General features: G+C 67.5%; 16 protein-coding genes. 2 read left to right on the top strand and 14 right to left on the bottom strand.

The annotated features are described in order from the left end of the window. Positions 1–4 precede the first annotated feature (4 nt). From secA to H0193_RS10985, 8 genes are all read right to left on the bottom strand, one after another. Entirely contained in the window at positions 5–2,563 is a 2,559-nt protein-coding gene (gene secA / locus H0193_RS11020) for a preprotein translocase subunit SecA (RefSeq protein WP_181889953.1), read from the bottom strand. A gap of 180 nt (positions 2,564–2,743) precedes the next feature. Next, complete coding sequence (hpf, locus tag H0193_RS11015; protein ID WP_181889952.1) at positions 2,744–3,436, bottom strand: ribosome hibernation-promoting factor, HPF/YfiA family; 693 nt, start codon at positions 3,434–3,436, stop codon at positions 2,744–2,746. Positions 3,437–3,525: 89 nt separating this feature from the next. Further along, positions 3,526–4,494, bottom strand: coding sequence for a ComF family protein (locus H0193_RS11010; RefSeq protein WP_181889951.1), 969 nt, complete (start codon positions 4,492–4,494; stop codon positions 3,526–3,528). A gap of 10 nt (positions 4,495–4,504) precedes the next feature. Beyond that, the gene (lpqB, locus tag H0193_RS11005) at positions 4,505–6,208 is read right to left on the bottom strand and encodes an MtrAB system accessory lipoprotein LpqB (protein WP_181889950.1); all 1,704 of its coding nucleotides are present in this window, start codon (positions 6,206–6,208) and stop codon (positions 4,505–4,507) included. After that, a complete protein-coding gene (mtrB, locus tag H0193_RS11000; RefSeq protein ID WP_239306714.1) occupies positions 6,201–7,856 on the bottom strand; it encodes an MtrAB system histidine kinase MtrB in 1,656 nt (551 codons plus the stop codon). Before mtrB ends, lpqB begins: the two co-directional genes overlap by 8 nt. Positions 7,857–7,889: 33 nt before the next feature. Next, on the bottom strand, positions 7,890–8,573 hold the full coding sequence (mtrA, locus tag H0193_RS10995) for an MtrAB system response regulator MtrA (RefSeq protein WP_070476151.1): 684 nt from the start codon (positions 8,571–8,573) through the stop codon (positions 7,890–7,892). A 35-nt stretch (positions 8,574–8,608) separates the two neighbouring features. Beyond that, entirely contained in the window at positions 8,609–9,217 is a 609-nt protein-coding gene (locus H0193_RS10990) for a dTMP kinase (RefSeq protein WP_181889949.1), read from the bottom strand. A gap of 4 nt (positions 9,218–9,221) precedes the next feature. Then, positions 9,222–9,572, bottom strand: coding sequence for a hypothetical protein (locus tag H0193_RS10985; protein ID WP_070476145.1), 351 nt, complete (start codon positions 9,570–9,572; stop codon positions 9,222–9,224). Between the two features lie 223 nt (positions 9,573–9,795). Here H0193_RS10985 and H0193_RS10980 point away from each other — a divergent pair, with 223 nt between their 5' ends. Beyond that, positions 9,796–10,833 carry a hypothetical protein gene (locus tag H0193_RS10980; protein WP_181889948.1) on the top strand — a complete coding sequence of 346 codons (1,038 nt, stop codon included), beginning with the start codon at positions 9,796–9,798 and terminating at the stop codon, positions 10,831–10,833. On the opposite strand, the gene manA is transcribed toward H0193_RS10980, so the two are convergent. Genes manA through H0193_RS10960 form a run of 4 tightly spaced genes read right to left on the bottom strand, consistent with a single transcriptional unit; the run spans position 10,830 to position 14,939 of the window. Further along, entirely contained in the window at positions 10,830–12,011 is a 1,182-nt protein-coding gene (gene manA, locus H0193_RS10975; protein WP_181889947.1) for a mannose-6-phosphate isomerase, class I, read from the bottom strand. The genes H0193_RS10980 and manA overlap by 4 nt on opposite strands. A 10-nt stretch (positions 12,012–12,021) precedes the next feature. Then, positions 12,022–13,023, bottom strand: a complete 1,002-nt coding sequence (locus H0193_RS10970) for a hypothetical protein (RefSeq protein WP_181889946.1) — start codon at positions 13,021–13,023, stop codon at positions 12,022–12,024. A gap of 25 nt (positions 13,024–13,048) precedes the next feature. Continuing rightward, positions 13,049–14,419, bottom strand: a complete 1,371-nt coding sequence (locus tag H0193_RS10965; protein WP_181889945.1) for a phosphomannomutase/phosphoglucomutase — start codon at positions 14,417–14,419, stop codon at positions 13,049–13,051. A 52-nt stretch (positions 14,420–14,471) separates the two neighbouring features. Next, complete coding sequence (locus H0193_RS10960; RefSeq protein ID WP_181889944.1) at positions 14,472–14,939, bottom strand: DUF3499 family protein; 468 nt, start codon at positions 14,937–14,939, stop codon at positions 14,472–14,474. 93 nt (positions 14,940–15,032) lie between these two features. Between H0193_RS10960 and H0193_RS10955 the strand changes: the two genes are divergently transcribed. Beyond that, on the top strand, positions 15,033–15,506 hold the full coding sequence (locus H0193_RS10955) for a metallopeptidase family protein (RefSeq protein ID WP_181889943.1): 474 nt from the start codon (positions 15,033–15,035) through the stop codon (positions 15,504–15,506). A gap of 3 nt (positions 15,507–15,509) precedes the next feature. Here the strand turns inward: H0193_RS10955 and H0193_RS10950 are convergent, their stop codons facing one another. After that, positions 15,510–15,758 carry a WhiB family transcriptional regulator gene (locus H0193_RS10950; RefSeq protein WP_171194374.1) on the bottom strand — a complete coding sequence of 83 codons (249 nt, stop codon included), beginning with the start codon at positions 15,756–15,758 and terminating at the stop codon, positions 15,510–15,512. Positions 15,759–16,086: 328 nt separating this feature from the next. Next, positions 16,087–17,205 carry a mannose-1-phosphate guanylyltransferase gene (manB, locus tag H0193_RS10945; protein WP_181889942.1) on the bottom strand — a complete coding sequence of 373 codons (1,119 nt, stop codon included), beginning with the start codon at positions 17,203–17,205 and terminating at the stop codon, positions 16,087–16,089. Positions 17,206–17,217: the final 12 nt, after the last annotated feature.

Raw genomic sequence — 17,217 nt, 5'->3', positions numbered from 1 at the left:
ATTGCTAGACGACGGTCGAGCCGCCCGCCTCAGCCTGCTCGGTCTCCTGCGTCTCAAACTGCTTGCGCATGGTGAACAGCTGGCGCACGGTCTCCTCCTGGACAGCTTCGTTCATCGCGTTGAACATGTCGCCGCCCTCCTTCTGGTACTCCACCAGCGGGTCGCGCTGCGCCATCGCGCGCAGGCCGATGCCCTCCTTGAGGTAGTCCATCTCGTAGAGGTGCTCGCGCCACTTCGTGTCGATGATCGGCAGGATCACCATGCGCTCCAAGTTGCGCATCTGCTCCTCGCCGCCAATCGACGCCACGTTCTCCTCCAGCTTGTCGTACTGGGCGTTCGCGTCGTCGAGAAGCGCCTGGCGCAGCTGCTCCGAGGTGAGCTCGCCGGCGCGGCCGTACTCGTCGCCGTCGATGAGCTCCTGCGCGCTAACCGTCGGGCCGTACAGGGACTCCAGCGCGTTCCACAGGCCGTCGAGGTCCCAGTCCTCCACGTAGCCATCGGCGGTCGCGCCGTCGACGTACGCGCCGATGGTGGAATCGATCATGCGGCGCACCTGGCCGGCAATGTCCTTCGAGGCCAGGATCTCCTGGCGCTCGCGGTAGACCACCTTGCGCTGCTCGTTGAGCACCTCGTCGTACTTCAGCACGTTCTTGCGCATCTCGAAGTTCTGGTTCTCCACCTGGGACTGCGCGCCCTTAATCGCGTTGGAGACCATCTTCGCCTCAATCGGCACATCGTCCGGCACGTTGAGGCGGTTCATCATGTTCTCCATGGACTGGCCCACAAAGCGCACCATGAGCTCGTCGCGCATGGACAGGTAGAAACGGGACTCGCCCGGGTCGCCCTGGCGGCCGGAGCGGCCGCGCAGCTGGTTGTCAATGCGGCGCGACTCGTGGCGCTCGGTGCCGATGACGTACAGGCCGCCGGCCTCGCGCACCTCGTCGCCAAGCTGCTGCGAGCGCTCCTTGGCAGCCGGGAGCTGCTCGTCCCACGCCTCCTGGTAGCGCTCCGAATCCTCCAGCGGGTCCAGGCCCTGCGCCTGCAGCTTCGCGTCCAGGAGAATCTCCGGGTTGCCGCCGAGCACGATGTCGGTGCCGCGGCCAGCCATGTTGGTGGACACGGTCACCTTGCCCGGCAGGCCGGCCTCGGCGATGATGCGGCCCTCCTCCTCGTGGTACTTCGCGTTGAGCACGTTGTGCTGCACGCCCTTGCGGGTGAGCAGCTGCGACAGGTACTCGGAGCGCTCCACCGAGGTGGTGCCCACCAGCACCGGCTGGCCCTTGGCCGCGTGCTCCGCGATGTCCTCCGCCACGGCCGCGAACTTCGCTTCCTGGGTCTTGTAGATCAAGTCGTCGCGGTCCGTGCGCTGGTTCGGGCGGTTCGGCGGGATCTGGACAACGTCCATCTTGTAAATCTGGTGCAGCTCCGCCGCCTCAGTTTCGGCGGTACCGGTCATGCCGGACAGCTTGTCGTAGAGACGGAAGTAGTTCTGCAGGGTCACCGTGGCCAGGGTCTGGTTCTCGTTTTTGATCTCCACCTGCTCCTTGGCCTCGATGGCCTGGTGCATGCCCTCGTTGTAGCGGCGGCCCGCCAGCACACGGCCGGTGAACCCGTCCACGATCATGACCTCACCCTGGCGAATGATGTAGTCCTTGTCGCGCTCGAACAGCTCCTTCGCCTTGATGGCGTTGTTGAGGTAGCTGACCAGCTGCGAGTGCTCCGGGGCGTAGAGGTTGTCAATGCCCAGCTGGTCCTCGACGAACTCCACGCCCTCCTCGGAGATGCCCACGGTGCGCTTGCGCTGATCCACTTCGTAGTGGATGCCCTCGCGCATGCGCGGCGCGAGCTGCGCGAACACGTTGTAGAACTGGCTGGAGCCGTCCACCGGGCCGGAGATGATCAGCGGGGTACGCGCCTCGTCGATGAGGATGGAGTCCACCTCATCCACGATGGCGTAGTTGTGGCCGCGCTGGACGATGTCGTCGACGGAGCGCGTCATGTTGTCGCGCAGGTAGTCGAAGCCGAGCTCGTTGTTGGTGCCGTAAGTGATGTCGGCGTCGTAGGCCTTCTTGCGCTCGGCCGGGCGCATGTCAGACAGGATCACGCCCACCTCAAGGCCCAGGAAGTGGTGGACGCGGCCCATCATCTCGGCGTCGCGCTTAGCCAGGTAGTCGTTGACGGTAACCACGTGCACGCCCTTGCCGGACAGGGCGTTGAGGTACGCCGGCAGCACAGACGTCAGGGTCTTGCCTTCACCGGTCTTCATCTCGGCGACGTTGCCGAAGTGCAGGGCGGCGCCGCCCATGATCTGCACCTTGAAGTGCTTCTGGCCGAGCACGCGCCAGGAGGCTTCGCGGGCGGTGGCGAACGCGTCGAGCAGGATGTCGTCCAGGCTCGCGCCGTCTGCGATCTTTTCCTTGAACTCGGCGGTCTTGGCCTTGAGCTCCTCGTCGGTCAGCGCGGCGTACTCGTCGTCGAGCGCCATGACCTGATCGGCGATCTTGGCAAGGCGCTTTACGGTGCGCCCCTCACCGGCACGGAGCAGCTTCGACAGTCCAAACACGTGTGCAAAGTCCTTTACTGATGGGTTGACAGGGCCAAGGTGATACAACCGGCCATTGTACGCACGCCTCCCGGGGTATAGACAACCCCATAGGCACAATTGCCTATCGACGAACCCCGCCCCAGCCCAGAACCATAAACAGAACTGAGCCGGGGCGGGGTTTACTAGCTTGAGCTGCGGTTACTCCGCGTCCCCCTCCGGGGCGAGCTCGATCAAGCCGTAATCGAACGCGTGGCGGCGGTACACCACTGCCGGACGGTTAGTCTCCTCATTGACGAAGAGGTAGAAGTCGTGGCCCACCAGCTCCATCTCACTCAGCGCGTCGTCCACGCTGCGCGGGGCGTTGGAGTGCACCTTGGAGCGCACAATCTGGCCCGGGACGACGTCCTCGACCTGGTCCGCGTACGGGTCCACGTCGTACTTGCCAGCCTCCTGGGCGGCGCGCTCCTGCTCCGCCTTGGCGTCCGCCTCAATCTCCGCGGCGAGGACCCCGGCACCCTTCGGCGCGCGGTGGCCAGACAGGGCGATGTTGCGGCGCGCCTTGACCTTGCGCAGGGAGCGCTCCAGCTTGTCCACGGCGGCCTCGAGCGCAGCGTAGAAGTTCTCTTCCTTCGCTTCCGCGCGGGCCAGGTGGCCGGAGCCGGTGGCGGTGATCTGGATGCGCTCCGCCTCCGCCTCGCGGCGCGGGTTCTTCTCGTGCTGCAGCTCCACATGGAACGACTTCAGCGTCGGGTCAAGCTTTTCAATCTTGGCCAGCTTGCCGTTCACTCGTTCCTGGAAATGCTCTGGGACCTCGACGTTTCGCCCGGTGATGGTGACCTGGGCATCCGGGCTCAGCGTCTCTTGGATCGGGTTACGGTCTGCAGACGTCATCTGCGTCCTCCCTTGCGGTAGTAGGAACTGTGTCCACCACCACTATACAACTGGTTATGACCAATTCGGCCGGTTTTGACGAAAGCTCGCTACCCTGCCCGACACATCGCGGCGGAATCTGTCAGGCTGGCCCTTGAGGCCCAGGTCGGCGCAAACGGCTGCCGTAATCTGTCAGGAATCCGCCGGCCCCAGATTGATTCACCGGTTAGTGAATAGATTCCGCTTGGGAATTTTCCGCCCTGGGCAAAGTGAACAAATTCGCCCGCGGATCGTGATGTGTTCACTCGGACGGGTGGAGCGAGTGAACACATTTCCCCGCCCCGACACATCGCGGCGGAATCTGTCAGGCTGGCCCTAAATCCCCAGGTGGACGCAAACGACCGCCGTGATGTGTCAGGAATCCCCGGCAATCTGCCGCCAAGCCCACGCCACTCCCCCGCGCACAGCGCCACGCACGCGGCGACGTCGGCCCCGCGCGAGAGCAAAAGAGCGGCACTGGCCTGCAGCGTCGCGCCGGTGGTGACTACGTCGTCGACAAGCACGACCCGGCCGGCAGGCACGCCGGAAATGCGCACGCGCCCTGAAAGGTTGGCCCGCCGCCCGGCTTCGTCCAGGCCGGACTGGTCCGCCGTCCGCGGGTCCAGCGTGAGAACCGGCGCCACCCGCCTGCCGGTGGCGCGGCAGACCTGTTCCACCGGGTCCCCGCCGCGCGCCCGTGCGGAGCGGGTGCGCGTGGGCGCCGGCACCAGCACCGCCCCGGCAGGGATCTCGCCGCGCGCCTCCAGGTACTCCAACGCCGCCGCGAGCACCGCGCCGACGTGGCGGCGCACCGCCAGGTGGTTGCGCTCCTTCATGGCCAGGATCACCCCGCGGTGCGGGTCGGCGTACGGTCCGAGCGCGAACACCGGCGCGTGCGGGGTGGTGTTGGGAAATACCCGCTGCGGTGGGGTCGCCAAGCCTTCGCGGCACGCAGGGCACAGCAGCGGCCCCGGCGCGCGACAGCCCGCGCATTTCCGCGGCAACAGCAGCTCGCCGACCTGACCGAATATCTCCCCCATGCGGGCAAGGCTAGCGCGAAGTGATCGGCAGCGCGCGCACGCCTTCCAGTCCCGGCACCTCGCGCCAGATCGGGTTGTCCGCACCGGAGGCCGGCACCTGCAGCAGCGCGTTAGCGTCGGTGACGTATAGCGTGCTCGGCGACGCCGCCACCGCCACCACCGGCGCCGAAATGTTGCCGGCGGACATCGCGGTCATGGAGGAGCCGTCCTGCTCCACGCGCATCACCGGTGTAGTGGAGGTCGTGCCTACCAAGAGGGAGCCGTCCGGGCGCCAGTCTGCGGAGATCACGCTGCCTGAGAGCTCATGGGCGTACTCGTAGACGTTGACGATGGAACGCTCGCCGGAGGGTTGCCGGCGCACGATGCCGGTGTAGAGGCGGCCGTCGATCACCATGACCACCCGGGTGCCGGTGCGCGACAGCCGCAGCACGGAAATGTTGCCGTCCACGCCGTCGGGCAGTTCCACCTTGACCTCGCCGGTGGTCAGGCTGCCGGTGGCGGCGGACTGCACCGTGCGCAGGATCCGCTTGCCGTCGGCCACCGTCCACACCGCCGCCGCGTCCGGTTCAAAGGCGGGGCGGGTGAACGTGCCCGCGCGCATGACCTCGGCCTCGGATCCGTCGAACTTGCCCACGCGGAAGATATCGTCCTCGGCATCGCCGGGTTTGCCAAAGATGGCGGCCCACTCCCCGTCCTTGGCGATGTCGGCGAAGATGACGTCGCTCGCGGCGCCGAGTGAGCCCTCCACCGGCTGCGTGGAGCGCTCGTCCACGCGGACGACCTTGCCGCCGGCCAGGGCGTACAGTTTGGTTTCGCCGACGGTTTCCACCAGCGGGCTCGCGGCGATGAAGTCGTCGGTGTCGAGGCTGTCGGTGCCGTCGATAAGCGGTTGCCCGTCGGCCTTGAGCTCGTAGGGCCCGGTGACACCCGCGGTGGCGAGCGTCCACACCACCTGGGCCGCGAAGCGGGCGCGTTCGTCCTCGCTCACGCCGGCGAAGCCGGTGAAGGTGTAGGCGCCGTCCTGCTCTCCCGTGTATGACACGCTCGAGGGCAGCGATCCGGTGAGCGCGGGCCGCAGCCGCTCCGAGGGGCCTTCCATGAGCAGCCCGATCAGGTCGCTCGCCAGCGTTTCGCGGCGCGAGTGCACCCAGCGGCGGTCGGTGACCAGCTCCCGGTCGTCCTGGTCGAAGAAGTACAGGTTGTACGGCTGGTACTGGTTGCGCAGCTCCGTGCGCTCGAACACGACGCCTTCCGGCAGCGAGGAGATGCGCCATTGCCCGTCCACCATTTCCATGTCGATGGTGGCCTCATAGTCTCCGCGCTCCGGCGAGTATGAGCCGCCGGAGCGCACCACGCCGACGACTTCGCCGTGCACCGAGTAGCTGCGCTGCCCTACTGAGGACCCCGGCAGGGTGGTCATGCCGATGCTGTCCACCACGAGTTTCTGCCTGCTCGGGTCCCACGCGGCGGAAGCACCCTCGGTGAGGTAGGCGCGCGCCGCCTCATAGTCGCTGTCGGGGGTGGCAGAGGCATGGTAGAAGTCGCGCAGCAGAAGGTCCGATTCCTGGCCGTCCTTCGGCCCCGCGGCCTGCGTTTCCGTCTCCTCGGGCGCGAAGGAGCGGATCACATGCGGCGCCGAGTTCGTGGGCAGCGAGGCGCAGCCGGCGGCCAGGGTCGTTAGCGCCACCGTGAGGCAGGCGAGTGTTTTACGCATCGGTGTCCTCCTGGAGCCTTCGCTTATCGACGTCCAAAGGTGTCCCTCCATCAGCTCCCCCGTCGCCGCCGCCGGCTGCCGCGTCACCGGTGCCTTCGGTGTCTTCCGGGGCGTCGAGCGCTTCGGGGGCGATAGCGCGCGGCGCCTCGAGCGGGAGCGGCGATTCTGTGAAACCGGCCTCGACGTCGCGCGGCAGCACGAGGCGGAACTGCGAGCCCACCCCGTACTCGCCGATCGCATCGAGCACGCCGCCGTGCAGCTGCGCGTCCTCGCGGGCGATGGCCAGGCCCAGACCGGTGCCGCCGGAGTGGCGCTTGCGGGACTTGTCGGCGCGCCAGAAGCGGTTGAACACCAGGTCCTCTTCGCCTGTCTTCAGGCCCACGCCGCCGTCGGTGACGGTGATCGCCACCGCCTCGTCGTTGGAACGCATGCGCACGGTGACCGGGTTGCCTTCCGAGTGGTCGATGGCGTTGGCGATGAGGTTGCGCACCACGCGCTCGATGCGGCGGGCGTCGCCTTCCAGCGTCTGCGGCTCGTCCGGGATGTCGAAGATGACGTCCACGTCCAGCTCCTCGGCCAGGTGCTGGGTTTGCTGCCAGGCGGACTCCACCGGCTGGCGCGCATCCACGTTCGCGGACGACAGCTCGGCCACGCCGGCGTCGTGGCGGGAAATCTCCAACAGGTCGTTGAGTAGCGCCTCGAAGCGGTCCAGCTCGCTGATCATCAGCTGCGAGGCGCGCTTCGTCGCCGGTTCCAGCGAGTCCTCGTTCGCCGCGATCAGATCCGCCGCCATGCGCACCGTGGTCAGCGGGGTGCGCAGCTCGTGTGAGACGTCGGAGGTGAACTGGCGCTGCAGCGAGCCGTATTCCTCCAGGTTGGCAATCTGCTTGCTCAAGGTGTCCGCCATGTCGTTGAAGGACATGGCCAGCACGGCCATCTCGTCCTCGCCGTCGACAGGCATTCGCTCCCGCAAGTGGCCGGACGCGAAACGCTGCGCGGTGCGGGAGGCGGAGCGCACCGGCGCCACAATCTGCTGCGACGCCAGCCAGGAAATGCCCATCAGCAGCACCACGACGATCACCGCGGCGGACGCCAAGATGCCGCGCATCAGCGCGACGGTGGAGACTTCGCTTTCCATGTTCATCACCAGGTACAAGCGAAGGTTGGGGATGTCGGCGTTGGTCGGGGTGCCCACAATCAGCGCGTCGTAGGCCGAGCCGTCCGGGCGCTCCACGGTGGCGAACTGGTAGGCCACGTTGCCGTCCCTGACGTAGTCGCCCAGCCGCTTCGGAATTTGGTAGGCCTCCGGCGACGACGTCACAGCACCGTTCGGCGCCTCCACCACCAGCACAGGCTCGTAGAAGCTGGCGGAGTCGCCGCTTTCCTGCGCGCGCTGCGTCAACCCGGCGCGCGCCGAATTCAGGCGCGCCTGCAACGAGGCGGAGGAGCCGGAGTTGGCCAGCTGGTATTCCACGGTCGAACGCGCGCGCTCGATTTCCACAGTGGCGGTTTCGATCTTGGCTGCGGTGATGCGGTCGGTGACAACGGACGCCAGCGCGAAGCCAAGCATAGACATCACGACCGTGGACACGAGCAGCACCGTGCCCACGAAGCGGACCTGCAGCTTCGTGGACCAGGCGTGCCGCACCCGGTCGCCGACACGACGTATGGCGTCCAGGTGCTACACCTCCGACTTACCGGTCTTGTAGCCCACGCCGCGGACGGTGAGGATGATCTCCGGGTTTTCCGGGTCGTGCTCAATCTTGGAGCGCAGGCGCTGCACGTGCACGTTGACCAGGCGTGTGTCGGAGGCGTTGCGGTAGCCCCACACGGACTCCAGCAGCTCCTCGCGCGAGTGCACCTGGTTCGGCTTGCGTGCCATCTCCACCAGCAGGTCGAACTCCAGCGGGGTCAGCTGGATCTCCTCGTCGCCGCGGGTGACGGTGTGCTGCGGCACGTCCACGGTCAGGTCGCCGACCTCGAAGACGTCCGCCGGAGTCTCGTCCGTGCGGCGCAGGCGCGCGCGGATACGGGCGACAAGCTCCTTCGGCTTAAAGGGTTTGGTGATGTAGTCGTCCGCGCCGGACTCCAGACCCAGCACAACGTCCACCGTGTCCGTCTTGGCGGTGAGCATGACCACCGGCACCGCGGACTCCTTGCGGATCTCGCGGCAAATGTCGATGCCGTTCATCCCCGGCAGCATCAGATCCAGAAGGATCAAATCCGGGTCGAACGAGCGGAAGGCGGGCACCGCCTCGGCACCGTCCGTCACGGAGCTGGTCTGGAACCCCTCGGCCTCCAGCACGATTGTCAGCATCTCGTTGATCGCCGGGTCGTCGTCCACCACGAGGATCTTCGGTGCCATGCGTCCTCCTCTATCCTTTTCGCGCTGAGCTGGCCTTACTGCGCCAGCTCGCTCACTGCCTGCATGATAACCGCCGGTTCCGATGTGCGAAGCCACCGGCTCGCCCAGTTGCGCTCCGCAAGCTCGGCGTACGCCTGAAACGTCGCCACCTGCAGCGCCACGTCGCGCTCGTAGCGGTCCCGGGTGCGCGTCGCGTCCTGTTCCTCGCGCGCCTCCGCGCGCTCGCGCGCAACGTCCGGGGTGGTGTCCACCAGCACCTGCAAGTCGGGCTTGGGCAGCCCCAACTTTCCAAACTCCAGGTCGTGGACCCACTTCACGGCGGCCGGATCGCCCGTGCGCGCGCTCGTGTACGCCGCGTTGGAGGCGACATAACGATCCAGGACGATGACGCTGTGCGGGTCGCCAGCGAAGCCGTCGAGAAGCTGCTTCGCCCCATGCCTGTCCAGGGCGAACAGGGTGGCCATACCGAACGCCGAATCCGTCAGGTCGCCCATGCGCCCATGCAAGGCGTCGTGCGCCAGCTGCGCATGCACGGACGTTTCATAGCGCGGAAACGCCAGCGTCTCAGCGCCGAAGCGCTCCTTCACCGCAGTGACTAGCGTGTTCTTGCCCGCGCCGTCGATGCCTTCAACTGCAACAATCATTCAGCTACGCCAGCGCCTCGAGGAACTGCTCCAAGTCCTCCTCAGTGTCCGCCTCCTCGAGCACGGAAGCGGCAGACTCCACCAACTGCTCGTCCATCTCGTCCGGGCGCAGGCGGATAAACGGGTACGTCTCCGCAATCTCGCCGGCGGAAAACGGCGCGCCCGCCCAGATCGCCGCGATGGTGGCTGCGGCCTGGCCGTTGAGCAGCTCTTCCTCAGAAGAATCCTGCTTCGCGGCGAGGAGCACCGCGTCACGCACCGCTTCAAAAACATCCTCGAAATCAAGATCGACTAGCTCGTCCAGGAAGTCCGTGTTGGCATCGACCGTGAAAATCTGCTCGTCCCAAGTACTCACTGCGGCGCTCCTTCCGTAGATGGTGCGCGAGCGGGCGCCCGCACAACGTGTCGCACCCATTTGTATACGGCAAAACGACGCTCCGGGGCACTCAAACGCAAAACAACTCGCCGCGCAGGGGTTCCCCATTTCACGATGACGTGCTATAAACAGTGCTACGAAGCCAAACGTTACCAAGTTGTAACCAATGCGCGGGCCGGAAACGCCCGCGGGAGGAGTCACCGTGGAAGGGACAGCACGCCGGGTAGCCGTGTTCATCGGCGCAGGTGCACTGCTTGCTGCCGTCGTCGGTTTCACGGTGTGGGCGACCTCCGCACCCGGCCAGAACAACCGCGCCGGGTTTACCGCGGAAGCCGCGGGCACCACTGGCAACAGCGCCGCTTCCACCACCTCGAGCCCGACAACGGAGACGGTGACGGAGAACCTCACGCACACCCGCACCGTGCGCAGCTCCACCAACTCCCCCGACAACGGCCCCGCCGCGCACCACGGCGCGGATGCGGGCGCGGCGGGAGCGACAGGCTCCGGCGCAGGGCGCGCAGGCGCTTCCATGCCCACCGGCTACAACGCGGCGCACGACCCCTACCTGCCGCCGCACGCGGTAGTCGCTCCGGCGCAGGAGTCCACGCAGCCGTCGCGCGTGTACCGCCCGTCCAACATCGTGCCGTCTCCGGCCCGGCCCATGGCCGCCCCGCAGGGTGCCAACCCGGCGGCGGAGCCCACTCCGGCCTCCGCGGACAACCGCACCACCTCCCAGCAGACGCCGGGCAGCACCCCGCCGCGCGAGCCGGGCAACGGCGGCGCCGCGCAGACGAGCACCGCCGCCACCCCGGCACCGGGTGGATCCGAGGTGCAGCCGTCGAAGCGTCCGGATCAGCCGCAGACCACGCAGCAGCCGGAGCAGTCTGAGCCAACCGCGCAGCCGGGCCACGGCTCTGGTCCGTCGCACGTGCCGGACGGAATCCAAGAGGGCACCCCGTCCGAGCCTGGATCCCCCGCCGCGCAGGAAGACCAGCGCCCGGAGATGCGGATGCAGGGCGCAGGAGCCGCAGCGCAATCGGTTCCCGGCGCCGAAAGCGCGGCAGACGCCGCACCGCAGGGCAGCGCTCAGCCGAGCGAGGCGCCGCAGACCCCGGATGCCGCCACGGGAGGCAATGAGGCGCCGACTCCCGTCGCGGGCAAGGAAGACGTCGCAGGCTACCCGCGCGAGAAAGAAGGCGTGACGGCCCGCGACGTGATTGACAAGATCACCGGCCGCTAGACCGTCGCCACAAACACCTGGGATTTGCCGGCTGCGGTGATTTCCGTCGCCGCCTCGCTCGCCGGGACCCAGGCGCCGTTGCCCTGCGTTAAGACGAACCCGTCGGCGCCACGCACCTCGCCCGCGGTGCACAGCACGATCGCGGGGCCGTCTTCGTCGACGGCCAACGTGTCGCCGTCGTCAAGCGCATGCATGCGCACCGCGAAACTGTCCACAGGAAGCTGGAACTCCACGCCGCCGTGCGACGGGGCCGCCTCCGCCCTCGGGTTTTCCAGGGTGCTGAAGTCCAGCACCTTCACCAGCTCCGGCACGTCCACGTGCTTGGTGGTCAACCCGCCGCGCAGCACGTTGTCGGAGTTCGCCATCACCTCCACGCCCAGGCCGGACAGGTAGGCGTGCAGCTGGCCGGCGCGCAGAAACGCCGCCTCGCCGGGTGCAAGGGTGAGCACGTTGAGCAGCAGCGCCGCCAGCACGCCCACATCGCCCGGGTAGGTCTGGTTGAGCTCGAGGTAAACCTCCGCGGCCTCCACCATCCACGCAGGGGCGTTTCGCTTGTCGACGAGCTCCGCTGCAGCACGCTTCACCGATTCAATCAGCTCCACGCGCGGCTGGTGCGGCAGCGAAATCAACGTGGTGAACAACGCCCGCAGATCCCCTTCGCCGTCCGTGGGCAGCAAGGTGGCGTAGCGGTCCAGCTCCGGGCTGCCCAGCTCGGCGAAAAACGCCGCGGTGTCCGGCACCGGGCGGAACCCGGCGAGCGCGCGGAACTCGGTCAGCGCGACGATGAGCTCCGGTTTGTGGTTCGGGTCCTTGTAGTTGCGGCTCGGGCTGTTCAGCTCGATGCCCTCGGCGTTTTCCCGCTCGAAGCCTTCCTTGGCCTGCTCCAGCGAGGGGTGGGCCTGGATGCTCAAGGGCGCGGCCGCAGCGAGCAGCTTGACCAGAAACGGCAGCTGGTCGCCGTGCGCGTCCTGCACGCGCTTGCCCAACGCGGCGGCCGGGTCGGCGGCGATGGCGTCGTCCAGGCCTTGCCCGTTCACCGTCGCCGGGGCGGCCGGGTGGGCGCCGAACCAGAGTTCCGCCTGGGGCTGCGGGCTCGGCGAAGGCTCGCCGCGCAGCTGGGCGATCAACGTGTGGGAGCCCCAGGGGTAGGGGCGCAGAGCTCCTTCGAGGTGCTCCATGGTTCTCCTTCTACTCCTCCGAGGCGGCGGCGTCGGCGACGTCGGCTGCAAGCGCCGTCGCCGCGTAAGCCCTGGCAACCAGGCGCGCCGCACCGGCCGCCGGATCATCCACGTCCGTCTCCACGGACTCGACCCGGCTGCCCGCCGGGGCCACCGGGCTGGCGGTCCCGCACGACCAAACAACGGTTGTTAAACCTACCAGCTTCGCGGGACCGTCGATGTAGGGGTCGTGGAACAAATCGTCCGCGCCAGCCGTCGAATTGCCCTCCTGAGCACGCTCGACGGCGAAGGGAAGTTCCTCCGCGCCCACGACGGAAGCAGGGATGCCGTGCGTGGACCACAGCGCGGCCACCAGCTGCGCCACCGCGCTTCCTGCCCGCCCGACGCCGGTGTGCAGCACACGGGCACCCTCGGCCTGCGCGCGCAGCTTTCGCGCGGCGTTGACCGCCACGTCGCGCCTTGGGGAGACAGACTCCAGCTCAGTGTCCACCTCCGAGGCCAAGAGCTCGAAGCGCTCCGCCACCACCTCGGCCGGCTGGCGCAGCGCGAGCAGCACCGCGCCGACCACGGCGCAGGTGCGAAGCGGGGAGGCACTAGCGGTGTCGGGCAAGGCGGGGATGACGGCGGCGGCCTGTGGTGCGTCGTCAAGCAAGGGCCCCTTGTTCGGGCCCGCGAGGATGGTCTCGGCGCCGCGGCTGGCAGCGGTGGTCAAACCGCGCAGGTCCTCTTCGCGGCCGGCGTTGTCGCCCACAACCACCACGACATCGAGCGCGCCGACGTACGCCGGCAGCACGTCCGCGACCACAACTGGCACCTCGAGCGGGGCTGCAAACGCCGCCACCGCACGCGCCGCGGCCGCCGCGACTTGGTCGGTGGCCAGCACGACCACGCTGCGGGGTGCAAGCCCGCGCAGCCCCGCAAGCAGGTGCGCCGCCTGGCCCACGGCGCGGAGCTGTGCGCCCTCGTGGGCGATGTCGAAAAACAGGGCGTCTTCCCTGGAAAATCCGCTCATACCCCGCGAGCGTACGCGGGGAAGCTTATGCGCGGATGATGCCGAGGATTTCCTCGGTCAGCGCGTCCACTTCCTCGCGCGTCGGCGCCTCGGCGTTCAGGCGCAGCAGCGGCTCGGTGTTGGAGGCGCGCACGTTGAACCACGCCTTGGAGTCCTTCAACTGCACCGTCACGCCGTCGAGGGTGTCCACGGATTCCGCGCGGTCCGCAAACGCGTCCACCACGCGCTGCGTGGCGGCTGCCTGGTCGGCGACCTCGGAGTTGATCTCGCCGGAGGCGGTGTAGCGCTCGTAGGCGCCCATCAGCTCGCTCAGCGGCGCGTCCTGCTCCGCCAGCGCGGCCAGCACGTGCAGCGCGGCCACCAGGCCGGAGTCGGCGTTGAAGAATTCCGAGAAGTAGTAGTGCGCGGAGTGCTCGCCGCCGAACAGCGCGGAGTGCTCCGCCATCTGCGCCTTGATGTAGGAGTGGCCCACGCGGGTGCGCACCGCCTTGCCGCCGTGCTCTTCGATCAGCTCCGGCACCGCGCGGGAGGTGATCAGGTTGTGGATGATCGTCGCGCCCGGGTGCTGCTCGATCGTGCGGGTGGCAATCAGCGCGGTGATCGCGGACGGCGAGACGGCCTCGCCGCGCTCGTCCACCACGAAGCAGCGGTCCGCGTCGCCGTCGAAGGCCAGGCCGATGTCTGCGCCCTGTTCCACGGTGAACTTCTGCAGGTCCACAAGGTTCTTCGGGTCCAGCGGGTTCGCCTCGTGGTTGGGGAACGTGCCGTCGAGCTCGAAGTACAGCGGGCGGATGTCCATATCGCCCAGCACCGCCGGCACCGTCATGCCGGCCATGCCGTTGGCCGCGTCCACCGCGATAACAAGCTTGCGGCGCGTGGGCACCGGCACAAGTTCGCGCAGGTAGGAGGCGTACTCCTCCAGGGCGTCATGCTTATCGACGACTCCCGCTTCCCCCTCGTACCCCGGCACGCCCTCGAGGATCATGCGGCCAATCTCGCCCAGGCCGGTGTCCGTGGACACCGGGGTCGCACCCGCGCGGCAGAGCTTGATGCCGTTGTACTGCGCCGGGTTGTGCGAGGCGGTGAACATGGCGCCCGCGCAGCGCTGGGTGCCGGCGACGAAGTAGAGCTCGTCGGTGGACGTCAGGCCCAGCAGGGTCACGTTGATCCCCTGGCTGGCGGCGCCTTGCGCGAAGGCGTCTGCAAGCGCCGGCGAGGACGGACGCATGTCGTGGCCGACAGCGATGCGGGTCTCCCCTTCCCCGCGCAGGATGTGCGCGAACGCCGCGCCTGCGGTGCGGACGAAGTCCTCGTCGATGGTCTCGCCGACGACGCCGCGGACGTCGTACGCCTTGATAACGCTCTTCAGCGTTGCTTCTGTGTGCTCAATAGCCATGCGCGGTATCTTATCGCGCGCCCCCGACACGGGCCTGCGCAGACCGCTGTTGCTACTGCTCTGCCTCCGGGTCCGGCACGATGCGCAAGTGCGAGCGACGCGCCGCCTTGGCAGCCGCGATCTGCTCCTCCACCCGCTTCGTGCGGTGCACCGGGTGGTTGGAGGTGTCCGGGTTGTTGAAGTCTTTCTCCGCCGAGTACTCGATCGGGTCCTGGCCGGTTTCCACCAGCCCGGTGGTCACCCTTCCTGCTTCGCGCACCGCCTCCGCGAGCGCGGTGATGTCGGTGTTCTCATCGTCCAACTCGTCGTCGTCGAGCTCGACATGCTCGACACGGACCAGCTCCCATCCCACCGGGGCGGTGATGTGCGCGGAATGACGCTCGCACAGGTCCCACGCATGCGGGTCCGGGGCGGGCGCGAGCGGTCCGATAACTGCCGTCGAATCCGCGTACGCGTAGATCAGCGTGGCCACGGCGGGCCGGCCGCATCCGGGGCGGCAACAACGGCGGTAGATATTCACGGCGCCAAGTCTAAACCCCGCATTGAGATTTCGACAGTGCAACGCGGCGCGCCCGCGCCACCTTCGCCGCGCGGCGCAATAGCATTGCCAGGTATGAGCTCCACCGGCCCCTCCCACGTGCAACCGGCCCGCAACCGCCACGGCCACGGCGTGCGCGGGCCCATCCTGCCGATCGGCGTGCCGCGCTACCGCACCCGCGCAGACAGCTTCGACCAGCTGGTCATCGATGCCTACGCGCCGCTGCACAACCAGTACTTCAACGAGCTGGCCGGCGTGGACCTTGCCGTGGACACCATTCCCCGGATGCGTCTCAGCCCCGACATGAGGGTGTTTCCGGACGAGATCATCGCCGACGGCCCGGTGCCGCTCGGGCGCGTGCTGCAGGCCGGGGTGGACAAGCAGGGCAACCCCACCCGCGCACGCTTCGTGGTGTTCCGCATGCCCATCGAGCACCGGGCAGCGCAAACACAAGAGCGGTCAGAACTCATCACATGGGTTCTGACCGCTCTTGTGGCCAATTACCTCAACTTGGATCCGAGGACTATCTCCCCAGACTTCCCCTGGTAGGGCTTAGCCGATCTGCTTTTTCAGGCGGCGGCGCTCACGGTCGGAGAGCCCGCCCCAAATGCCAAAACGCTCGTCGTGCTCGAGCGCGTATTCCAAGCACTCGTCGCGCACTGCGCACGCTTTGCAGATCCGCTTCGCCTCGCGGGTGGAGCCGCCCTTCTCCGGGAAAAACGCCTCCGGGTCGGTCTGGGCGCACAGCGCCTGATCCTGCCACTCCTGCTCGACGGCGCCGAACAACTCGTCGAGGGTCATCCCTCCTGCGGCCGCGCCGCGGAGGGTGGCGTCTGCCTGGTTTTCCACGCCATTACCTTCCTTAGTTGCTTGTCGGTCGTATAAGAGTGGTGACCGCAGTTCCCGGCTGGCGGGCACTGCGGATAACACTGCTGTGATTACACACCGGGACACTAAATAGCCGCAACCAGAATTCTGCAGTTTCGGTCCCCCGCCCCCCATTTCCCACGTCGCTCGTCACACGAGTCACATTAGTCACACGCGCCAGGAGATGGGGGTGCGCATCGGGGGTACTACATATGGTAGCGGCGCCGATTTGAGCAACTATTTTTCAGTTTTGGCGTGTCGCTTACGCGTCCGGAGAGAAACGCACTCCCGAATCCGGGATTTCCACGCCCGGCCACACGCGCATGCCCGCCTGCAGCTCGCAACGCGCGCCAATCGTTGCCCCTTCGCCGATCACGCAGTCCGTGATCCGCGCGTTCGCGCCGATCCGCGCACCAGCGGCGATAATCGAGTTGCGCACCATCGCGCCAGGCTCGATGGTCACGCCGTCGAAAATCACCGAGTCGTCCACACGCGAGCCGGCCCCGATCTCGCAGCCGCGGCCCACAGCCGTGCCGCCCATCAAGATGACGCCGTGCGCGACGCCAGCGGAGTCGTCCACAAGCGACTCGCCCGTGCACCCCTCAAGCAACGGCGAGTACGCGATGCCGCGCACCACATCCGAGGAGCCCTGGACGAAATCGTCCGGGCGGCCCATGTCGCGCCAATAGGACGAATCCACGTGGCCGACCACCTTCGCGCCCGCCTCCAGCAGACCCGGGAACGTGTCGCGCTCCACCGACACCACGCGCCCGGCCGGGATCTGCTCGATCACAGAACGCTTGAACACGTAGCAGCCGGCGTTGATCTGGTCGGTCGGCGGGTCCTCCGTCTTCTCCAAAAACGCCAGCACGTTGCCGTCCTCGTCGGTGGGCACCGAGCCGAACGCGCGCGGATCCGGCACGCGCACCAGGTGCAGCGTCACGTCGGCGTCCTTGTCCACGTGGGTGGTGGCGATGGCGGACAGGTCCGCGCCGGAGAGCACGTCGCCGTTGAACACCATGGCGTTGTCGTAGCGCAGCTTGTCGTACACGTTGCGGATGCCGCCGCCGGTGCCCAGGGCCTCTTCCTCCACCACGTACTCGATTTCCAAGCCGAACTCGGAACCGTCGCCGAAGTACTCCTCGAACACCTCAGCCTTGTACGACGTGCCCAGCACCACGTGGTTCATGCCTGCCGCCTTAATGCGGGCGAGCAGGTGCGCCAAAAACGGGTAGCCCGCGGTGGGCAGCATCGGCTTCGGGGTGGACACCGTCAGCGGGCGCAGACGCGTGCCGCGCCCGCCCACCAGGATCACCGCGTCCATCTCAGTGACTGCCCCGTCGGGCGCCTGTGCGGCGCCGATGTGCTCCGAAGTTGCCATTACTCGTCCTTT

The organism is Corynebacterium haematomassiliense (assembly GCF_013978595.1).
Lineage (GTDB): Bacteria > Actinomycetota > Actinomycetes > Mycobacteriales > Mycobacteriaceae > Corynebacterium > Corynebacterium lehmanniae.
Note: the sequence above shows the minus strand (reverse complement) of the source record. Positions and strands in the feature narration are given on the sequence as shown.